Raw genomic sequence first — 17,325 nt, forward strand, 5'->3', positions numbered from 1 at the left:
GCCGCCCGTGCGGCGATCGGCCCCGGCCCTGCCCGGTCCGCTGACCCTTTGGAAGGAAGCATCCGGTGTCGGTCCGCCGGATCTCCTTCTCACGGGGGCGGCTGCGCTTGTATGGGGCAAATGGACCACATCACGTTCCTCGTGGCAATAGTGATCGTGACCGCGCTCGCGTTCGACTTCACCAACGGATTTCACGACACCGCGAACGCGATGGCCACCTCCATCGCCACCGGAGCCCTGCGTCCCAAGGTCGCGGTCCTCATCAGCGGGGTCCTCAACGTGGTGGGCGCGTTCCTGTCCACGGAGGTCGCGAAGACGATCTCCGGGGGCATCGTGAACGACAGTCTCGTCACCCCCGGGATGATCTTCGCGGGGCTGATCGGCGCCATCCTGTGGAATCTGTCGACCTGGCTGATGGGCCTCCCCTCCAGTTCCTCGCACGCGCTGTTCGGCGGGCTGATCGGCGCCGTGTGGGTCGGGGCGGGCCGGCAGGGCGTGCACTTCGAGAAGGTGGTCGAGAAGATCCTCCTTCCCGCCGTGGCCTCCCCGCTCATCGCGGGGGCCGCCGCGCTGATGGCCACGTACCTCGCCTACCGCCTCACCCACCGGGGGCGGCGGTCCTCGGTGGACCGCGGATTCCGGCTCGGGCAGATCGCCTCCGCGTCCCTCGTCTCGCTGGCGCACGGCACCAACGACGCGCAAAAGACCATGGGGATCATCACCCTCACCCTGATCTCGGCGGGCGCGCTCGGGCCCGGTGCCGGGCCGCCCGCGTGGGTGATCGGCTCGGCGGGGCTCTCCATCGGGCTCGGTACGTATCTGGGCGGCTGGCGGATCATCAGGACGATGGGCAAGGGACTCACGGACATCCGCGCCCCGCAGGGCTTCGCGGCGGAGTCCTCCGCGACCACCGTCATCCTCACCTCCGCCCATCTCGGCTTCGCCCTGTCCACCACCCAGGTCTGCGCCGGAGGCATCCTCGGCGCGGGACTGGGCCGCAGGCTCGCCCACGTCCGCTGGGGAACGGCCGGCCGCATGGTCGCCGCCTGGTGCGTGACCCTGCCCGCCGCCGCGGCTGTCGGCGCGCTCGCCGCGAGTGTGGTCGTGAACGGCGGCACGCTCGGGATCGTGGTCGTCGCCGTCGTCGCCGCGGCTCTCGCCGCGTTCATCTTCATCATGTCCCGGCGCACCCGCGTCACCTCCCGCAATGTCAACGACGACCACGCGGTGGCCGTCCGCCCGGGGCCCGCCAAGGCGAATGTCTGACGGGCCGTGACCGACACGGCCCGGGAAACGGGGAGGAGGAGCCGATGGATCTGAACTGGAGCTCGCTGGGCGAGGTCGCCGTGGTCAGCATCGGCGCCACCGTCGGCCTTGTGATCGTCTTCTCGCTGGGGGTACGGGCGCTGGCCGCGACCGGGGGAGACGGCGAGAGGGATGACGGGAAGAGCGGTGACGGGGAGCCGGGCGGCGCGAAGCCTCCGGGCGGCGGGAGCACCGCGTACGGGGGCCGCCGCGCCGGGGCGAGCCGGCCGGGAGCGCCGGCGGTGGCCGTCGCCGGGCTGTGCTTCCTCGCCTGCGCCGCGGCCGTGCTCTACGGGCTGTATCTGATCGTCCCGCAGTTCCACTGAGCCCAGGAGCCCGGGGGGGGCCGCGCGAGCGACCCGCCCCCTACCCCATCTCCGCGCAGATCCGCAGCCCTTCCGGTGACGCGCACGGCAGGTGCCCGTGCGTACGGACCACGTCCTGGCCGCTGCCCCTCATCAGGTAGTTGAGGAAACTGGAGACGAGCGAGTCGGCCGGCGGATCGCCGTACGTGTACGCGTACTCGATCTCGCGGTACGGGTACGCGCTGTCCGCGATCGCGTCCACGGACGCGGTCCGCCCGTCGAGCGCCAGCGGGTGGAGCCCGTCGGGGGTGGATCCGGAGCGCAGGTCCGTGTACCCGATCGCGCCCGGTGTGTCGGCGACGGTGGCCAGGACCCGGTCCGTGCTGCCGAGTTCGCAGCGGAAGACCTTGGCCGTGGTGTCGTCCTTGTGACGGCAGTCGGTGGAGGAGTACGCCTGCTCGAACGCGTGGAGCACCCGGCGCTGGAAGATGTCCCGGGTGCCGGACTCCGAGTTGCGGCTCACCAGGACGATCGGCAGGTCGGGGCCGCGTACCCGGCCGGGGCCGCGCAGCTGGTTCCAGTTCGACACGTCCCCGCGGTAGAGACGGCGTACGTCCGTGGTCGAGAGGCTCTTCAGCGGCACGCTGTCGTTCACGACGAGGGTGAAGACGGAGACCGCGACCCGGTTCTCGCGCAGCCGGCCGAAGCCGGCCGTCTTGGGACCGTCGGACAGGGCGATCAGGGCGGGCGAACCGCCCTTCGCCGCGGCGCCGCGCTCGTCCAGCTCCCTGACCCCGTCGCGGCTGCTGCGGGCGTCGACCGTGATGGTGGAGCCCGCGCAGTCCTGTTCGTACTTCGCCGCCAGTTCCTCGGCGACCGGCGCGAAGGCGGTGGATCCGGTGATGGTCAGGCTGCCCCGCGCGCAGCCCATCGGGGGCGGCGCGTCGTCCCGTACGACGATGATCGACGCGAGGATGACCACGCAGACGGTCAGCAACATCGTGATCATGCTGGACGCCCTGCTGAACAGCGGCGGGGTGTCGTCCGGCGTGGTGCTGCGGTTCAGGGACACGTCCCCGTCCCTGAGCCCGCCCGCGACCCGGATCGGATCGCCGACCGCGCCGCCGGTGAGCAGGACGAGGAGTTTGAAGTGCCGGCCCCGGTTGAGCGGGACACGCGGGAGGTAGACGGTGTCCTCGGCGTGGCGCAGACCGGCGGCCGGGGTGAAGTGGTCCAGCAGATGCTCGTCGCCCGGCGGGGTGGTGACCGCGAGACCGTGGATCGTACGGGAGGTGAACACCGCGGTCAGACCGTGGAGTTCGCGCCCCGTGTAGTCGCCGTCGCCGATGCTCTGCGAGCCGTCGTTCTCTATGCGCAGCAGGACCAGCGTGGCGTCGGAGAGGTGCGGGTTGTCCTGGAAGAAGCCGAGGCGTACGCCGGCCCGGCCGCTGCGTTCCGCGCTGCCGACCGGCGTGTCCAGCTGGATCCGGTAACCGATGCGCCGGTGGGCGGGCACGCGGCGCTCGAACCAGAGCACGCCCAGTGAGGCGAGAATGCCGAGCAGCGCCGTGCCCAGCGCGACGACGTTTTCCGTACTGAACCACTCCACGGTCGCCAGGCCCCCCTGAACGCGCGGCCCGAACACCCCGCCGGTCCGGATCGTCCGGTCACCGTACGGGCGCCGAGGGCGGCGGACGGCCGGTTTCACCGGCGCGTGCGCTGCTGTTTGTCCACGGTTCAACAGCCCGGACCGGGCGGGGGCGTGACGCCCGGGAAGGTCAGAATTCCTCGTGGTGGTCGGGGTCGCCGCCGAGCCTGCGGTGGGGGCGTGACTCGATCCGGGTGATCTCGTCCCCGGTCAGCTCGAAGCCGGAGAGGTCGAGGTTCTGCCGCTGCCGCTCCGGACTGCCCGACTTGGGGATCGGTACGGCGCCCACCTGGGTGTGCCAGCGGAGCACGACCTGTCCCGGGGTGACCTCGTGCGCCTCGGCGATGGCCCCGATCTCCGGGTCCTTCAGCAGGTCGGTGCCGCGGCCGAGGGGGCTCCAGCTCTCCGTGCGGATCCCCTTGGCCCGGTGCACGGCGCGCAACTCCTCCTGAGGGAAGAGGGGATGCATCTCGATCTGGTTGACCGAGGGCAGCACGCCCGTCTCCGCCTCCAGGCGGTCGAGATGGGCGGCGGTGAAGTTGGAGACGCCGATGGAGGCGACCAGGCCGTCCTCGCGGAGTTTGACCATCGCCTTCCAGGATTCGACGTACTTGCCGACGCGCGGCAGCGGCCAGTGGATGAGGTAGAGGCCGACGCGGTCCAGGCCCAGGGCGCGGCGCGACTCCTCGAACGAGCGGAGGGTCTCCTCGAAACCGTGGTCGCGGCCCGGGAGTTTGGTCGTGACGACGATGTCCTCGATCGGCACGCCCGCCCGCGCGAGGCCCCGGCCGACACTGGCCTCGTTGCGGTAGTTGACGGCCGTGTCGATCAGCCGGTAGCCGAGCTCCAGGGCTCCGGCGACCGCCTTCTCCGCCTCGTCGTCCTTGAGCGGATAGGTGCCCAGGCCGACGGCGGGGAGCGTCGTACCGTCGTTGAGGGGGTGGGCCGGGGCTGTCCGGGTCACTGGCTTCCCTTTCGTCGTGTCGCTCGTGGATGGTCCCGGGCGCTGTCCGCCGCCAGTACGTCACGGGCCGCGCGGGTCCCCGAGGCCAGGGCTCCCTGCACGGAGCCGGTCGCCCGGTGGTCGCCGCACACGTACCGCCCCGGGCCGGTCCGGGCCGGCCGGGACAGCGGCCAGGGCGGGGGCATGGCGGGTAGGGCGTCCTCGATCGTATACGTGGCGAGCGGCTCCCAGTCGCCGGTGCTCTCGCCGTAGGCGTCGGCCAGGTCGGCGCGCAGGGTGGCCTCCCGGCCCGGGAGTTCCGGCCCGAGGACGGACGTGGAGACCAGGGACCGGCCGGCGGGCGCGTAGCCGGGCACGACCTCGCTGATCACGCAGGTGTTGAGGAAGCGGCGTCGGGTGTCGACCAGGAGGGTCGGTTCGCGCAGCGGCGGGGCGAGGGCCGCGTGGTAGTACGTCGTGACCGTGCGGGTGGCGGGCACGTCGAGGCCCGGCAGGAGCCGCGCCGCCGCGCGGGGTCCCGTCGCCACCACGACGGTGTCCGCCGGCCACTCCGTACCGTCCTCGCCACGGACGCCGTCGTCGGTCAGCTCCGCGACCGGCGTCTCCAGGCGGACGGTGTCCGGCGGCAGGCCGTCCGCCAGTTGGGCGGGTACGGCCCCGATGCCCGCGCTGGGCAGGCAGAGCGTGCCGCGCAGCATGCTGCGCCAGACGAGGTGGAAGAAGCGCGAGGAGGTCTCCAGCTCGTCCTCCAGGAAGACCCCGGAGAGGAAGGGCCGGAAGAACCGTTCGACGAGGGCGGGCGAGATGCCCGCGTCGGCGAGGGCGGTGAGGGTCGTACGGTCCGGCTGCCGCTTCAGTCCGGCGACGGGGCCGAGCATGTCACGGGCCGTCAGGAGGCCCAACGCCAGGAGATCGCGACCGGGGGCGAGCCGTCCCGGCAGCAGATCGGCGGCGGCGCCCGGCTGTCTGCTGGGGTCGGTGAACCGCAGGGTGGTGGTGTCGGTTCGTACGAGCGCGCCGGGGGTGAACGGCCGCAGGCGCAGCCCTCGCAGGTCGATCCGGCGTTTCACCTGGGGGTACGCGGTGTTGAAGACCTGGAACCCGCGGTCGAGGAGGAAGCCTTCGTGCCGGTCGGTGCGCATCCGGCCGCCCACCGCGTCGGCGGCCTCCAGGACGCGCACCGACCGTCCCGCCCTGATCAGGTCGGCGGCGCAGGCCAGGCCCGCCATCCCCGCTCCGATCACGACCACGTCCGTCCGGCGCCGCTGGTTGTCCGGCACGCGTGTCCCGCCCTTCGCTCCGTGCTTCCCGCCCAGGGGGCTTCCGCTCCCGCCCGGCGCCGTCCTTCCGATGGTGTCAGGCGGGGGCGGGAGCGGCGCGGCGCCGCGAAGGGCCGGACGGGTGGCGGTCGGTGAGGGAGGCGTTTCCCGGTGGCGAGGTCGTCAGATCCAGGGGCCGGTGCGCAGGGTGGCGTACCAGCGGTCGGCCATCTTGGCGTAGCCACCCGCGTTGGGGTGGATGCCGTCGGCGAGGTCGCCGGTGTTGAGGGCGCTGTGCATGTCGACGAAGTGGACCTTGCGGCCCTTCTTCGCCCACTGGTCCACGATGCCGGGCACGGCCGCGTTGAACGGCCTCGCCCTGGCCTCGAAGGTGGCGTCGGAGAACGGGATGATGTTCGTGACGAAGACGTCGGCGCCGGGCGCGGCCGCGGTGATGTGGTCGATCAGCGCGGACAGCCGGGAGGGCGCTCCCGGTATGTCACGGTTCTGGGTGATGTCGTTGGTGCCGATGTGGAGCAGGACGGTCCTGGGATTGGTGGCCCTGACCCACTGGGTGGCCTGGGCGTCGATCTGGTCGATGCGCCAGCCGGAGTGGCCCTCGTGGTCGTGGTCGCCGAGCTGGGCGGGGCCGTTGAACTGCGAGCCCACGAAGTCGGTGCGCCGCCGGTCCGCCGCGGCGCGTTCCCACAGGCGGGTGCGGTAGCCGCCGGGGACGTTGAATCCGTCGGTGATCGAGTCGCCGAGCGGCATCACGCGCACGCCGCCGTTGGACTCGGCGAGCGCGGGTGAGGTGGGCACCAGGACCACGGCGAAGGCCGCGGCCGCCGTGGCACAGGCGAGAGCGGCGCGGTGGGTCAAGCGCATCCGGACTCCTCAGGAGGGTGGGGGGAGCTGGGGGGATGGGACACCTGTGCGACACGGGGAATTGACCGCACGGAAAACAAATTGGCATGAGCAGAACAGCACAGGGCGATCGGGCTGTCCAGATCCGCGGCACAAACCGCTTTCCCCCACTGGGGGTTTTCCAGCCGATGGAGGTACTCCGTGGCCCGTCAGAGGTTTCCGCAGAACGTTGCCCAGCCCCTGTGGACGCCGAGTCCCGGATGTCCCACCCCAGCGCTCCGAGGAGCTGGATCCCTCCGACGACCAGCGCAACGGTCCACAGTGTCCGCCGGTCGTCGGCGTCGCGCGTGCCGTTACCGCCCGGCGACATCTGTTCGCAAGGCCACCCGATCGAGGGGATTGGGCTTCCCTCAGGGGTGACCCGGACCCCGGGACGCGGTGGGGAGGGGCTCCGGGCGCTATTCCTGCGGATATGACAACACCTGTTGTGCGCTCGGCAGTTGACCGCAGCCGTGGATTTGGCAGCCCGTACGGCTGCGGCTCCCCCTCATGCTGCCGGGCACGGCCGTGAGCGGCTTCGGCCGACCGGACGTTCCGCACGTCGGCCGAAGCCGCACGACGTGTTCACGGCGGGCCTCAAGAGGGTCCGTGCGACCGTACAGAGAGGGATGTGCAGTATGACCGCGGAGTCCTCCGAGCTGACGCGCTCGGCATGCGTTTCGCCCACCGACGACGACTACCGGCTGAGTACTGACGCCTACACCGACGAGCGGCGCGAGGCCGTGCTCGCGAAGCTCGAGGGATATCTCGGCTCGCGGCGCGGCCGTTTCCTGGGCTACCAGAGCAATCTCGCCCTGGAGGGACACGCCTCGCTCGGCCGTTTCCTGGGCTACCACATCAACAACATCGGCGACCCGTTCGTCGACGGCCACTACAGCCTGCATTCACGGTGGCTGGAACGTGCCGTGCTGGAGCACTACGCCCGTCTGTGGCACGCCCGGCTTCCCGAGGACCCGGCCCGGGCACGGATCGAGGACGGCTGGGGGTACGTGCTGTCCATGGGCAGCACCGAGGGCAACCTCTACGCCCTGTGGAACGCCCGGGACTACCTCGACGGAAACGCCCTGGTACGCGACGACATCTCGGGCGACGCGAGCTGCCGTACGACGTACATCCGGGCAACACCCCCCGCGGACAACCCGAACGCCTACGCGCCGGTCGCGTTCTTCTCCCAGGAGACGCACTACTCGCACATCAAGGCGATGCGGGTCCTGGACATCCCGACGTTCTACGACCTGGGCGGCGCCCACTACCCCGGGCAGTGCCCGCTGGAGCTGACCGGCACCGGGACGCAGACCTACAACGGCTGGCCGCTGGGCGGCGTACCGACCACCGGCGGTGACGAGGGTCCTGGCACGGTCGATGTCGACGCCCTGGTCACGCTGGTGGAGTTCTTCGCGGCGAAGGGCCACCCGGTGCTGGTCAACTTCAACATCGGCAGTGTCTTCAAGGGTGCGTACGACGACGTGGCGTACGCCTGCGAGCGGCTGCGGCCCGTCTTCGAGGCCCACGGCCTCGTCGACCGCCAGGTCCGCTTCGACCCGGACGACCCGGAGCGGGTCAGCGTCCGCAACGGCTACTGGATCCACGTCGACGGCGCGCTGGGCGGTGCGTACGCCCCCTACCTGGAGAAGGCCCATGCGGCGGGTCTCATCGACACCGCCCCGCCGGCCTTCGACTTCCGCGTCCCCGAGGTGTCCTCGATCGTCACCAGCGGACACAAGTACCCCGGAGCACCGGTCCCCACCGGGATCTTCATGGCCCGCGCCGGCTCCAAGCTGCGTCCGCCGTCCGACCCGGCGGTCGTCTCCTCCCCGGACAGCACCTTCGCCGGCTCCCGCAGCGGATTCGCCTCCCTGGCCATGTGGAACCACCTGGCCCAGCTCAGCGAGGAGCAGCAGGTCCGCCAGGCGGCCGACGTCCTGGAACTCGCCCGTTACACCGCCACCCGGCTCCGCGAGCTCAGCGTGGTACTGCGGGAGCGCGCCGAGCCCTGGGCGGAGGACGGCATCGAGGTGGGCAACGGGGATCACTCCCTCAGCGTCTGGTTCCAGCAGCCGCGCCGCGAACTGGTCGAGAAGTACACCCTCGCCTGCGTCCCCCTCAACCTCGACGGGCGGCGCCACGACTACAGCCATGTCTACGTCATGCCGCACGTCACCCGCGAGATGGTCGACGAGCTCCTCGACGACCTCGCCCGCCCCGGCGCCTTCGACCGCTCCGCGGAATCCGCCGACCGCCCGCCCCTGCCCGCCCAGCGCTGATCAGACCCCTCTCACGCGTGCACCGTCGGGCTTCGCGCGCGCCGGGGACCGCGGAGACTCTCCCGCCACCGTCAACACCTCCACCGTGCGCCACTCGCACCTGCCTCAACCCGCGCTGTGAAAAGGACACTTCCATGACCACGCCCGAAGCCTGGCTCCCCCGAATCACCGCGCTCTTCCGCGCCTACGACCTCGACGGCGACGGCCAGCTCGGCCGCGAGGACCTGATCGCCTACGCCGCTCGAGTCGCCGAGAAGCTCACCACCCCGGGCGACACACGCCGCCGCACGGCGCTCTACGACGCGTACGCGGAACTGTGGACCCAGCTCGCGGCCGTCTCCGACACCGACCGCGGCGGCAGGATCAGCGAGCAGGAGTTCGTCGCCGCCACCGCGCGCGGCGCCTTCGACGCCGACCCGCACTTCCGCGAGTCCACCCTGCGCGCCCTGGACTCCCTCGCCGACGCGCTCGACCAGGACGGCGACGGGACCATCGACGCCGCGGAGTACGAGCGCATTTTCGGCGCGACCGGCCTTGCCGCCGACACCTCCGCGCTGGCCTTCGAGACCGTGGACGCGGACGGCGACGGCCGCATCACCCGCGCCGAGATGCGCGTCGCCGCCCTGCACCTCTACCCGCTGGCCGACCCGACCTGGCTGACCGGCGAACAGGCGCCGGCCGCGGGCCCGCGAGGCATCGCGCTGGTCGCCCACGACACCCGCAAGGCAGACCTGCTGGCCTGGGCCGGGCACAGGTCCGCCGAGCTCGGCCGCCACCGGCTCTACGGCACCGGCACCACCGGCACCCTCATCAACCGCAGGCTCGGCCTGCCCGTCACGCCACTGCGCAGCGGCCCCCTCGGCGGAGACCAGCAGATCGGCGCCTTGGTCACCAGCGGCGACATCGACCTGCTGATCTTCTTCTACGACCCGCTCAGCGCACACCCCCACGGCGACGACGTACGCGCCCTCATCCGGCTCGCCACACTCGCCAACATTCCGATCGCACTCAACTCCGCCACCGCCGACGCCCTCATCGACAGCGTGGGGCCGCACATCCCCGAGCAGACGACCGCGGTCACCCCCGGGACGTCCGTGCCGGCCTGACCCGATTCCGGCGCGCCCACGCGGCCCGGCCGGACGTCCCTCCTGGGTTCGAAGAGGCTGTGGAGGTAGTCGGCGATCTTGTCGTTCGGGGCGCGCGTCCGGCCGACGAGGTCCCCTCGCGCCAGCCGGAGGACGGAAGCGAGCGGAAACGCCGGGACCGCCGGGCGGGCCGTGGATTCGGCCCGCCCGGCGGTCGGGGACGGTGTGGTGCGGTCAGCTCGATGCGGTGCGGTCAGCGGTGGCGGTACGAGTTCACGTAACCGGCCGCCGGTGTGCCGACCCCCGTCACGTCGTCGTAGCCGGCCACGGCGGACAGCGAGCTGTCCTTGCCGAGGCTGCGGAGCGAGGTGAGGATGCCGTCGGCGCTGTCGGTGCTGTTGGCGAAGTCGTTCCTTACGACCGCCAGTTGACGGCCGGCACCCAGCGGGTGGTCGGTCACGTCGTGGTAGGCGGAGGTGCCGTACCGCTGGTAGATGCCGGGATTGGCGAACCCGATCGGCAGGCCGTGCCTGGCCTGCTGGGCGAGGGCCTGGACACCAGCGATGACGGGTGCGGCCAGCGACGTACCGCCGATGCGGTACTGGTCGTACCCCTGGGTGCCGTCGGGCAGGGTCTGGGTCTGGCCCACCAGGAAGCCGGTGTTCGGGTCGGCGACGGCCGCGATGTCGGGGATGGTCCGCATCGGCGTGGTGCCGTTGGCCTTGGCGAGCGAGCCGGGAACCACACTCCGCTGGTAGAAGGGCTGCGGCACGGTCACGCTGGTGCCGCCGCCGGCGCCGGAGGTGTACGCGCCGGGGAAGTCCGTCCAACTGCGGCCGTCGGCCGAGAGGTTGGCCTTGTAGGTGCCCCAGCCCGTCTCCCACTGGTAGGTGTTCTTCTTGCCGACGGCGAGCGACGTACCGCCGACGGCCGTCACCCAGGCGGAGTTGGCGGGCATGTCGACCTGCTTCGTGCCGGTCGAGACGACGTTGTCGCCGTCGTCACCGGAGGAGAAGTAGAAGCCGATGCCTTCGACGGCGCCCGTCTGGAACACCTGGTCGTAGGCGGCGGCCGACGCCGGGGTCTCGTTGGACTCCAGGTCGCCCCAGGAGTTGGAGACGATGTCGGCGAGCCTGCCGTCCACGACCTTGCCCAGCGAGTCCAGCAGGTCGTCGTCGAAGCAGGAGGCACCCCCGACGTAGACGATGTCCGCGTCGGGCGCGACCGCGTGCACGGCTTCGACGTCGAGGGTCTCCTCGCCGTACCAGCCTGAAGCGCCGCACTCCTCCGTGCTGTTGTAGTCGGCCGGCAGCACCTGGGAGAGCTGTCCCCTGCCGTACTTCTTGTCGCCGTTGCGCTTGGCGTACGTGGCCGCGTCCTGGGCGATCGTCGGCGAGGCGTACGCGTCGGTGATGGCGACGGTGACCCCCTTGCCGGTGAAGTCCTTCGCACCGTAGGCGGCACGCAGCTGGGTGCCGGTGTAGCCCTTGATCGCGTACGAGGCCTTTGAACCGTACGCCGACGGCAGCGACTTGTCGGTCTTCGACCCGAAGTAGGTAGAGAACGGACCGGCGTTGCGGAACACGGCGTCCGGGGGCGGCAGCGTGTCGTCGTGACTCGCCTTGTGGGGCGCGTTGTCGAGCCCGGTGACGGTGAGGACCGCGCCGTCCAGCGAGTCGGGCACCGAGGGGGTGGCGACCGGCGCGCGGTAGGTGTGCCCGCCCTTGGCGTAGTTGTGGAGCTGGGTGGAGAAGGCCTTCTCCACCGCGGCGGTGTCCCCGGTGACGGTGAGGTAGTGCTGGTGGGTGCCCGTCACCTTGAGCCCGGCGGACTTCAGCCAGGCGGTGACCCGCGCGACCTGGTCCGCGGTCGGGCCGAAGCGCGCGGCGGCCTGCCGCGCGCTCAGGTACCTCCCGTACGAGGCGGAGGAGGGGTCGGACACCTCCTGGGCGAGCCGGGCGAGGCCCGCGCTGTCCCGGCCCGCGAGATACACGCGGGCGGTGACCCGGTTCGCGTCGGGGGTGCTCCCCCGGTCCGCCTTCTGCGTCGCCCAGAGCGGCTTCGTGCCGTGGAGCGTGTCCCGTCCGGCGGGCCCGGTGTCGGCACCCGCGGTCTGGACGCCGAGTGCGAGAGCGCCGGCGACGAGCGGCAGAGTCGCCGCCCAGGCCAGTCCGGCGCGCAGGCGCGGTCGGCTGGATCTCATGTAACCCCCTGCGTTGTGGTTGGACGCGCACGGCGGGCCCGATAGATGGCCACCACACACAAGGAGCCACTCTCCCTATCAACTGTTCATCGGAGGGGCATGCGTTGGCCAAAGCCCGATCAAGCCCGGACCATGTACAGCTCAACCCGGGGACAGGGCAGACATCCCCCCGAAGACAGGACCGCACCGGGCCGACCCGCGAAGGCCCGCCCGGTGCGCGCTGACACATGCCTGATGAACAGGGGCCGTTACGGCGCCGGGGGGAGCGTCCCGGAGCGGGTCAGGCGCCCGTACCAGTGCGCGCTCGACTTGGGGATCCTGCGCTGTGTCGCGTAGTCCACGTACACCATGCCGAAGCGCTTGCCGTAGCCGTACGCCCACTCGAAGTTGTCGAGCAGCGACCAGAGGAAGTAGCCACGGACGTCCGCGCCCGCCCCGATCGCGCGGTGGACCGCGGCCAGGTGTTCGCGCAGGTAGGCGATGCGCTCCGGGTCGCGGACCTCGCCGTCGGGGCCCGCGTAGTCGTCGAAGGCCGCGCCGTTCTCGGTGATCATCAGCGGCAGGCCCGGGTGGTCCCGCTTCACGCGCAGGAGCAGTTCGTACAGGCCCTCGGGGTCGATGGTCCAGCCCATGGCGGTCCGCTCCCCCGGTGTCTGGTGGAAGGCGACCTCGTCCGCGCCCGGCCACGGGCTGTGCTCGCTGGCTCCGTGACCGTCGGACCGGTGCGCGGCGGGACCCGTGTGGTGCGAGACCAGCGTCGGCGAGTAGTAGTTGACGCCCAGGAAGTCGAGCGGCTGGTGGATCAGCGCGGTGTCGCCGTCGTGGACGAACGACCAGTCGGTGACGGTCGCGGTGTCCGCCAGGACGTCCGCCGGGTAGGCCCCTTCGAGCATCGGTCCGGTGAAGATCCGGTTCGCGGTGCCGTCGATACGGCGGGCCGCGTCGATGTCCGCCGGGCTGTCGGTCAGGGGCCGTACATGGTGCAGGTTGAGGGTGACGGAGATCTGGGAGGTCGCGGGGAGGCGCTCGCGCAGGGCCTGGACCGCGAGGCCGTGGCCGAGGTTGAGGTGGTGGGCGGCGCGCAGGGCGTCGGCGGGGTCCGTACGGCCGGGGGCGTGCACGCCGGAGCCGTACCCGAGGAAGGCACTGCACCACGGCTCGTTGAGCGTGGTCCAGCTCCCCACCCGGTCCCCGAGGGCCTCGGCGACGATGCCCGCGTACTCGGCGAAGCGGAAGGCGGTGTCGCGCTCGGGCCAGCCTCCGGCGTCCTCCAACTCCTGCGGAAGGTCCCAGTGGTAGAGCGTGACGACGGGCCGGATTCCCTTGTCCAGGAGTCCGTCGGCCAGCCGGCGGTAGAAGTCCAGCCCCTTCGCGGAGGCGGGGCCCCGGCCGCCCGGCTGGACCCGCGGCCAGGACACCGAGAAGCGGTAGGCGCCGACCCCGAGGTCGGCCATGATCGCGATGTCCTCGCGCCAGCGGTGGTAATGGTCGGTGGCGATGTCGCCGGTGTCGCCGTTGCGCACCTTCCCCGGTGTACGGGAGTAGACGTCCCAGATGGAGGGCGTGCGGCCGTCGTCCTGCGCGGCGCCCTCGATCTGGTAGGCGGCGGTGGCGGTGCCCCAGAGGAAACCGGCCGGGAAGGTCAGGGGAGCCGCCGTTTCCAGGGCTCGCCCGGTGGTGGGTGCTGAGGTGGCCACAAGGGTCCTTCCGCGTGGGTGAGAGTCGGACGTGTCGAACGGTGGGGAGGGGAGGGGGCGTTCGGGCGAGGTGTCCTCGGCCCGTGACTAGCCCTTGACCGCGCCCTGCATGATGCCGCCGACTATCTGGCGGCCGAAGACGAGGAACATCGCCAGCAGCGGCAGGGTGCCGAGCAGCGCGCCCGCCATGATCACCGACTGGTCCCGTACGTATCCCGCGCTGAGCTGGGTGAGGGCGACGGGGACGGTCGGGTTGGTCATGTCGAGGGCGATGAAGGGCCAGAAGAAGTCGTTCCAGGCGTGCACGAACGTGATCATGAAGAGCACGGCCATCGGCGGCCTGGCGATCGGCAGGACGATGCTCCAGAAGATGCGCAGCGAGTGGGCGCCGTCCAGGCGTCCCGCCTCGATGAGTTCGTCCGGCAGCGCCTCCGTCAGGTACTGCCGCATGAAGAACACACCGACCGCGCTGACCAGGGTCGGGAAGATCACGGAGGGCAGTGACTGCCCCCAGCCGAGGTCGGCCATCATCATGAACAGCGGTACGACTCCGAGCTGCGGGGGCACCAACATCGTGCCGATGACCAGCAACAGCAGGATGTTACGGCCCTTGAAGCGAAGCTTCGCGAACGCGAAGCCGGCCAGCGTGGCGAAGAAGACGGTCGACAGGGCGATCACCCCGGCGACGATCAGGCTGTTGAGCATCGCCTTGCCGAGCGCGGCGTCCTGCCAGGCGGTGGCGAGGTTCTTGAACAGGTTGGGTCCTGGCAGGAACGGCGGCGGGGTCTGCGACACCCGGGTGTTGTCGGTGGAGGCCGCCACCATCGTCCAGTAGAGGGGGAAGAGGGAGACCAGCGCGGCGAGCCCGAGCAGGATGTAGGCGAGGGGCCCGGCGTGGTGCTGGCGTCCCGCGCCCGGGCGCAGGACGCGGCGGAACCTGTTCCGCCGGTCGGGTGCGGTGGGGGTGGTCCGGCCGTGCGCGTCCGCCAGGACCGGTGCGATGTCGGTGGTCATGGGGCTGTTGCTCCCTGGTCAGGAGGTACGGGACGGGCGGGCGCGGCGGGGCGCTTTGACGGGCCGTGGGGTACGGGACAGCACGCGCGCGAGGACACGCTGGAGCACGAAGATCAGGATCAGGATCAGGAACATCGCCCAGGCGATGGCCGAGGCCCGGCCCATCTGGTAGTTCTTCCAGCCCTCTTCGTAGAGCAGCAGTCCCAGGGTCTGGTACTGGTTGTCGGCGCCGCCGCTGATGCCGTTGGGGCCCTGGCCGAAGATGAGCGGCTCGCCGAAGAGCTGGGTCGCGCCGATGGTCGAGAGCACGATGGTGAAGACGATCGTGGCGCTGATCCCGGGGACGGTGACGGTACGGAACTGCTGCCAGCGGGAGGCGCCGTCGATGGCGGCGGCCTCGTACAGGTCCTTGGGTATCGCCTGCATCGCGGCGAGGTAGAGCAGGGCGTTGTAGCCGGTCCAGCGCCAGATCACGATGGTGGAGATGGCGAACTGGGCGGGCCACTTCTGGCTCTCCCAGTCGAGGTTGTCGACGCCGAAGAACCCCAGCACCCAGTTGATCATGCCGAAGTCGCGTTCGAAGAGCATGGTGAAGACGAGCGCGGCGGCGGCGACGGAGGTCGCGTACGGGGTCAGGACGGCGACCCGGAAGAACACCGAGCCTCGGAGACGGTAGTTCAGCAGGTGGGCCAGGCCGAGCGCCATGAGCAGCTGCGGGACGGTGGAGATGACCCCGATGGTGAAGGTGTTGCTGAGCGCGTTCCAGAAGCGGTCGTCCTCGAACAGCTCGGTGAAGTTGGCGAGACCTCGCCATTCCATGGTGTCCAGCGAGGACAGCTCGACGCGGTGGAGCGAGATCCAGAAGGTGTAGAGCAGCGGGTAGAGGCCGAAGGCGCCGAAGATCAGGAAGAACGGGGCGATGAAGGTGTACGGCACCGCTCCGAGGTCCAGGCGGTGGAGGATGTTGCGCCGCGACTGCCGGGGGTCGATGGAGGTGGCCACGCGGGCTTCCTTCCGTGGGGTGGTGGGATGGACGGGGGATCGGCGGCCGCCGGACGGGACGGTTCGGCCCGTCCGGCGGCCGGTGCGCACGGCGCGCCGGGCCGCGAGGCCACCGGGCTGCGGGGAGGCGGGGCCCGGTGGCCAGGTCAGATCGGCCGGATCAGGTCGGCCGGGTCAGATCGGCCAGGTCAGATCGGCCAGGTCAGATCGGGCCAGGTCAGCGGGTGAGCTTCTGGATCCGTTCGTCCGTCGTCTTCCACGCGTCGTCCGGGCTCTTGCCCTGCGCCTCGATCAGTTGCAGGCCCAGCGAGAACGTGTCCTTGATCGTGCCGTCCTTGCGTCCCAGCACCTGCTTCGCCGGGATCTCCTTCGCCGCGTCGCCGAAGATCTGGCCGATCGGGGCGTCACTGAAGTACGGGGAGGTGCCGTTCGCGACGGCGGGGATGTCGAGCGCCGTCTTCGAGGAGGGGAAGTTGCCGAGCTTCTCGAAGATGTACGCCTGCTGCTCGGGCGCGGTCAGCCAGGCGACGAGCTTCTCCGCCTGCTCCTTGACGGGGCTGTCCTCCATCACGCCGAGGAACGAGCCGCCCCAGTTGGCGCCCTTGGGCGCCTTGGCGACGTCCCACTTGCCCTTGTTCGCGGGGCCGGCCTTCTCGCTGATGTGGGCGAGCATCCAGGCCGGGCAGACGGTCGTGGCGAAGGTGCCGTTCGACAGACCGGGGTCCCAGCCGGGCTGGAACTGGCGGAGCTTGGCGGTCAGCCCCGACGTGGCCGCGTCGGCGGCGAGCTTCCAGGCGTCCTTCACCACCGGGTTGTCCTGGTAGATCAGCTTGCCGTCCTCGTCGTAGAACTGCTTCTCGTCGCCATAGATCATCGCGTTGAACAGTCCGGTGGAGCTGTCCATGTAGGCGACCTTGGAGTCCTTGGACCCCTGCTTGAACGTCCGGCCGACGTCGACGTACTTCGACCAGTCGCCCTCCCAGAGCTTCGCCACCTCCGCCCGGTCGGTGGGCAGTCCCGCCTGCTCGAACAGGTCCTTGCGGTAACAGACCGCCATCGGGCCGATGTCCGTGCCCAGGCCGAGCACCTTGCCGTCCCCGGTGGTGACCTGGGACTGCTTCCAGGGCAGGAAGTGGTCCAGGCCCGGCGTCTTCGACAGGTCGGCGAACTTGTCGGCCTGGGTGTCGACCAGCTCCTTCGCCCGGCCGATCTCTATGCCCTGGATGTCCTTGAGACCGCTGCCCGCGGCGAGGTGCGTCTGGAGCGCGGTGTAGTAGGTCTGCTCGTCCCCGGCCACGTCGGTCTCGATCGTGACGTCGGGGTTCTCCTTCATGTAGCGGTCCAGGAGATCGGTCTCCTTGTAGCCCATGACTCCGAAGAGTCCGAGGCTGATGACGGTCTTGCCGTCCTTGGTGCGCGCCTTGTCCTCGTCGCCGCTTCCGCAGCCGGCGACGAGGACCAGCGACACCGCGAGGGCGGTGGCGGAAACGAGGGTGGATCCGAAGCGTTTGCGGGCAGTGCCCATGTGCTTCCTCCTAGCAGCGGCGCCCAGGCGCGCGCCTGCTGCGGCTCACGGTCGACTGGATCAGAGAGCTGTTCCCGGATAAACTGGGAGCGCTCCCAAACGGTTGTGGAAGACTCTCGGGAGACGCCAG

The 17,325-nt window shown here is 70.8% G+C and carries 13 protein-coding genes; 4 read left to right on the forward strand and 9 right to left on the reverse strand.

Going from position 1 to position 17,325, the window contains the following annotated elements; genetic code table 11:
* Positions 1 to 120: 120 nt before the first annotated feature.
* Positions 121 to 1,266 carry an inorganic phosphate transporter gene (locus OG349_RS00980; protein WP_327232718.1) on the forward strand — a complete coding sequence of 382 codons (1,146 nt, stop codon included), beginning with the start codon at positions 121 to 123 and terminating at the stop codon, positions 1,264 to 1,266.
* 44 nt (positions 1,267 to 1,310) lie between these two features.
* A complete protein-coding gene (locus OG349_RS00985; protein ID WP_327232719.1) occupies positions 1,311 to 1,631 on the forward strand; it encodes a hypothetical protein in 321 nt (106 codons plus the stop codon).
* A gap of 40 nt (positions 1,632 to 1,671) precedes the next feature.
* Here OG349_RS00985 and OG349_RS00990 read toward each other — a convergent pair whose 3' ends face one another.
* From OG349_RS00990 to OG349_RS01005, 4 genes are all read right to left on the reverse strand, one after another.
* A complete protein-coding gene (locus OG349_RS00990) occupies positions 1,672 to 3,219 on the reverse strand; it encodes a PstS family phosphate ABC transporter substrate-binding protein (RefSeq protein WP_327232720.1) in 1,548 nt (515 codons plus the stop codon).
* A 169-nt stretch (positions 3,220 to 3,388) separates the two neighbouring features.
* Entirely contained in the window at positions 3,389 to 4,222 is an 834-nt protein-coding gene (locus OG349_RS00995; RefSeq protein ID WP_327232721.1) for an aldo/keto reductase, read from the reverse strand.
* Positions 4,219 to 5,502, reverse strand: coding sequence for an NAD(P)/FAD-dependent oxidoreductase (locus OG349_RS01000; protein WP_327232722.1), 1,284 nt, complete (start codon positions 5,500 to 5,502; stop codon positions 4,219 to 4,221). Before OG349_RS01000 ends, OG349_RS00995 begins: the two co-directional genes overlap by 4 nt.
* A gap of 162 nt (positions 5,503 to 5,664) precedes the next feature.
* Positions 5,665 to 6,366 carry an SGNH/GDSL hydrolase family protein gene (locus OG349_RS01005; RefSeq protein WP_327232723.1) on the reverse strand — a complete coding sequence of 234 codons (702 nt, stop codon included), beginning with the start codon at positions 6,364 to 6,366 and terminating at the stop codon, positions 5,665 to 5,667.
* A 656-nt stretch (positions 6,367 to 7,022) separates the two neighbouring features.
* On the opposite strand from OG349_RS01005, the gene OG349_RS01010 reads away from it, so the two are divergent.
* Entirely contained in the window at positions 7,023 to 8,669 is a 1,647-nt protein-coding gene (locus OG349_RS01010) for a histidine decarboxylase (RefSeq protein ID WP_327232724.1), read from the forward strand.
* 134 nt (positions 8,670 to 8,803) lie between these two features.
* The gene (locus tag OG349_RS01015) at positions 8,804 to 9,775 is read left to right on the forward strand and encodes a methylglyoxal synthase (protein ID WP_327232725.1); all 972 of its coding nucleotides are present in this window, start codon (positions 8,804 to 8,806) and stop codon (positions 9,773 to 9,775) included.
* Positions 9,776 to 10,007: 232 nt separating this feature from the next.
* Here the strand turns inward: OG349_RS01015 and OG349_RS01020 are convergent, their stop codons facing one another.
* The 5 genes from OG349_RS01020 to OG349_RS01040 form a co-directional block, all read right to left on the reverse strand.
* Positions 10,008 to 11,957 carry a S53 family peptidase gene (locus OG349_RS01020; RefSeq protein WP_327232726.1) on the reverse strand — a complete coding sequence of 650 codons (1,950 nt, stop codon included), beginning with the start codon at positions 11,955 to 11,957 and terminating at the stop codon, positions 10,008 to 10,010.
* 248 nt (positions 11,958 to 12,205) lie between these two features.
* Positions 12,206 to 13,654, reverse strand: a complete 1,449-nt coding sequence (locus OG349_RS01025; RefSeq protein ID WP_327232727.1) for a GH1 family beta-glucosidase — start codon at positions 13,652 to 13,654, stop codon at positions 12,206 to 12,208.
* An 87-nt stretch (positions 13,655 to 13,741) separates the two neighbouring features.
* Complete coding sequence (locus tag OG349_RS01030) at positions 13,742 to 14,668, reverse strand: carbohydrate ABC transporter permease (RefSeq protein ID WP_327232728.1); 927 nt, start codon at positions 14,666 to 14,668, stop codon at positions 13,742 to 13,744.
* 18 nt (positions 14,669 to 14,686) lie between these two features.
* Entirely contained in the window at positions 14,687 to 15,670 is a 984-nt protein-coding gene (locus OG349_RS01035; RefSeq protein ID WP_327232729.1) for a carbohydrate ABC transporter permease, read from the reverse strand.
* Positions 15,671 to 15,887: 217 nt separating this feature from the next.
* Positions 15,888 to 17,195, reverse strand: a complete 1,308-nt coding sequence (locus OG349_RS01040) for an ABC transporter substrate-binding protein (RefSeq protein ID WP_327232730.1) — start codon at positions 17,193 to 17,195, stop codon at positions 15,888 to 15,890.
* Positions 17,196 to 17,325 lie beyond the last annotated feature (130 nt).

It is taken from the genome of Streptomyces sp. NBC_01317 (assembly GCF_035961655.1).
Lineage (GTDB): Bacteria > Actinomycetota > Actinomycetes > Streptomycetales > Streptomycetaceae > Streptomyces.

Coding starts and splice junctions, on each gene's coding strand:
- OG349_RS00980 (WP_327232718.1), top strand. CDS start 121: ATGGACCACATCACGTTCCTCGTGGCAATAGTGATCGTGACCGCGCTC.
- OG349_RS00985 (WP_327232719.1), top strand. CDS start 1,311: ATGGATCTGAACTGGAGCTCGCTGGGCGAGGTCGCCGTGGTCAGCATC.
- OG349_RS01005 (WP_327232723.1), bottom strand. CDS start 6,366: ATGCGCTTGACCCACCGCGCCGCTCTCGCCTGTGCCACGGCGGCCGCG.
- OG349_RS01010 (WP_327232724.1), top strand. CDS start 7,023: ATGACCGCGGAGTCCTCCGAGCTGACGCGCTCGGCATGCGTTTCGCCC.
- OG349_RS01015 (WP_327232725.1), top strand. CDS start 8,804: ATGACCACGCCCGAAGCCTGGCTCCCCCGAATCACCGCGCTCTTCCGC.
- OG349_RS01020 (WP_327232726.1), bottom strand. CDS start 11,957: ATGAGATCCAGCCGACCGCGCCTGCGCGCCGGACTGGCCTGGGCGGCG.
- OG349_RS01030 (WP_327232728.1), bottom strand. CDS start 14,668: ATGACCACCGACATCGCACCGGTCCTGGCGGACGCGCACGGCCGGACC.
- OG349_RS01040 (WP_327232730.1), bottom strand. CDS start 17,195: ATGGGCACTGCCCGCAAACGCTTCGGATCCACCCTCGTTTCCGCCACC.